At 37.6% G+C, this 2,642-nt stretch carries 3 protein-coding genes; 2 read left to right on the top strand and 1 reads right to left on the bottom strand.

The genetic code is table 11. The annotated features are described in order from the left end of the window. Nucleotides 1-128: 128 nt before the first annotated feature. Entirely contained in the window at nt 129-878 is a 750-nt protein-coding gene (locus HF876_RS18640) for an NRDE family protein (protein ID WP_169361546.1), read from the bottom strand. 153 nt (nt 879-1,031) lie between these two features. Here HF876_RS18640 and trhA point away from each other — a divergent pair, with 153 nt between their 5' ends. Both trhA and HF876_RS18630 read left to right on the top strand, forming a co-directional pair. Next, nucleotides 1,032-1,679: a PAQR family membrane homeostasis protein TrhA gene (gene trhA / locus HF876_RS18635; RefSeq protein WP_169361545.1), complete on the top strand. Its 648-nt coding sequence runs from the start codon at nt 1,032-1,034 to the stop codon at nt 1,677-1,679. Nucleotides 1,680-1,695: 16 nt separating this feature from the next. After that, complete coding sequence (locus tag HF876_RS18630; protein ID WP_169361544.1) at nt 1,696-2,211, top strand: hypothetical protein; 516 nt, start codon at nt 1,696-1,698, stop codon at nt 2,209-2,211. Nucleotides 2,212-2,642: the final 431 nt, after the last annotated feature.

Genomic DNA, 2,642 nt, shown 5'->3' with positions numbered 1-2,642 from the left:
GAGCCATAAAAAAATACCCCCCAACAGGTAAACAGATTTTTGTTTTTTCATCTGTCTACCTATTGGGGAGCATATCACAACTTGATTTCACGTCTTTTAATTTATTGACTAGTTATATCCCAGCTCTTTTATATTTCAAAAAATTTCTCAGAATGCATTTTACCTTTATAATAGGTGCGTTCTGCAAAAGTAATGTTTTGGTTTTTGTCCATTAGCAAAACAGTCGAGGAGCGTGTACCGTAGTTTGGCATTTTGATAAAAAGAGGAGATAGGCTGCGTTCAAGCTCTATTCCCACACCGGTATCCGGAAGCTCAGAATCCTGTGCTACACTCTCGTCTGTTAACAAGTCAAATAGAGGTCCTACTTCTATGTTATCTGATAGAAGATGTTCAGCTAATCTCTGCTTTCCTTTCTCCACTTTAGGCCAAGGTGTGTTCAAGGTATGGTTGCTTAAGCTATGTGTACCAGGTGAAACTTCATTCATTTTATCCAGGATGTTGTTATAGTGGAACAATTGATGGCTATCCCCAATGACAATATTATAGCCGCCATAGCTGTCTCTACTTTTCTTCAATTCCTCGATAAAGTCTAGTGGTTCTTGTTGTCCGATTAAAAAGTCTCGAACTATATCTCCGCGTGAAAGGTGACCAGGCTTAAGCTGTGGATCACGAAAGTTTGTCAATGCAGCAAAACGACCAGCTTTAGAAACTCCAAGCCATGTACCCATTTGCAGTAAATCACGTCCTGCCAGTATAGTTGGATGATCTTCCCAAAAATGAGCCGGCTCAGTTGGGCGTTCATAAAATTCATCGCGATTGGCAACAACTATGAGGGGATAGTTAGGATGCACTTGAAATTGAAAATTAACAAGACACATAATGATTGCTCCTTTTTATACTAGTTTGTCAGATGATAACAGAAACTCTACTCTTACCTTATTATATCAACTCAAATTTAACGAGTGTCTGCTTTTATTAATGAAAAGTGGTAGGATAAAATGGAATAAATGATTTAATGGAGATGAAAGATATTGAGTAATACACATATTTTTTCTAAACGAGAAGAGTTGGCAAATGCAATCATACATGGCGTTGGCACGCTTCTTAGTATAGCAGCACTTGTTATTTTGATTGTTTCATCCGTCAAGTATGGGGATGCATGGCATGTGGTGAGCTTCACACTGTTTGGAGCATCCATGGTGCTATTGTTTACGTCGTCGACCCTCGTACATGCTTTTCCGGCAGGGAGAGCTAAAGACTTTTTTGAAATCATGGACCACTCTTCTATTTATTATCTGATAGCAGGCTCCTACACACCACTTCTATTTATAGTAGTAAAAGGGCCGCTTGGTTGGACGTTGTTTGGTATCATGTGGGGGCTAGCGATAGCAGGTACTGTGTTCAAAGCCTATTTTGTTAAGCGTTTTTTACATACCTCCACGATTCTATATGTAGTGATGGGCTGGCTAATAGTATTTGCATGGAAGCCCTTAATCACGAACATGTCTACAGAGGGCCTTGTTTTACTAGCACTTGGTGGCTTGCTATATACCGGAGGAGCAGTCTTTTACGTGTGGAGAGGCTTTCCATATCATCACGCAGTATGGCATGTATTTGTTCTTGTAGCTGCTATTTTAGTTTTCTTCGCTATCATGACACTATTGCCTATACCTGCATAACCAAGGAGGAAATCGTATGTATGACCCAACTGTCTTCGAAAATGTAAAGGTAGCATTTGAAAATCATGTATATGATTTAGACAATATAGAACGTAAAATAAATATAATTAACCGAACAGACCGGATGGACTTCTCTATTATAAAAAGAGATTTCTCTATTGAGTTTGTCCTATCCGATAAACCAGCAGTCTCGGCTGAAATTATAATAGAAGCTTCTTTGGAGGAGCTTGCCGCTGAAATTTTGGAGACTCCAGGAAAGAATCCTGGCTGTACACTTCAGTTAAAATTTCAAAAAGATGTAATGGATGTTCCTTCTGAATGTAAAAACATTGAGTTAGCTCTAAAGCAAATATGGGAGGGTGACATAACAATCATGCAGCATGTGAGCTTTGAATACGGACACTTGGAGCAAAACTACGTAAATACAACTTTCCTACGCTTCCAGCAAAAAATCAACGAGGATAACATAAGTGAAATAGAGGACTTCCTCGCTAGTGTAATCGAATCGTTGGAACTTCTTCATCACATATAATAAATTTAAGCAGCAGAAAGTAAGGGGATTACTTTTCTGTTGCCTTTTTATAGAGAAAAGCGATATGTCTATTTAATAAATCGTCTAGATAAATTGGAGAAGGCGCGAGCTGGATAAACAAATATTCCCAAACGGTAAGATGAGAGTCTAATATATTTATAGAAGGAAAGTAATTTAAAATGTATTGGATACACTTATTATAAATCTAGAAAACCCTTTGTTAATGCTAACTTTGAGGAGGTAATAACGCTTTACTAAATTCTTTTTAAAAAAGTTTTTAAAAAGTGTTGACTTATAATATAAACGAGAGTAATATTGTAGAAGTCGTCAAGAGGTAAACAAGTTTGGCAGACACAATGAACATTGAAAACTGAACATGCAAAACGTTAAGACATACAGCATCAACAAGCTTCGGCTTGATTGAAGCAAAA

Origin of the sequence: Psychrobacillus sp. BL-248-WT-3 (assembly GCF_012843435.1) — a bacterium.
GTDB lineage: Bacteria > Bacillota > Bacilli > Bacillales_A > Planococcaceae > Psychrobacillus.
The sequence above is the reverse complement of the archived record's forward strand: the minus strand, read 5'-3'. Positions and strand labels throughout refer to the sequence as shown.

Coding starts and splice junctions, on each gene's coding strand:
- HF876_RS18640 (WP_169361546.1), bottom strand. CDS start 878: ATGTGTCTTGTTAATTTTCAATTTCAAGTGCATCCTAACTATCCCCTC.
- HF876_RS18630 (WP_169361544.1), top strand. CDS start 1,696: ATGTATGACCCAACTGTCTTCGAAAATGTAAAGGTAGCATTTGAAAAT.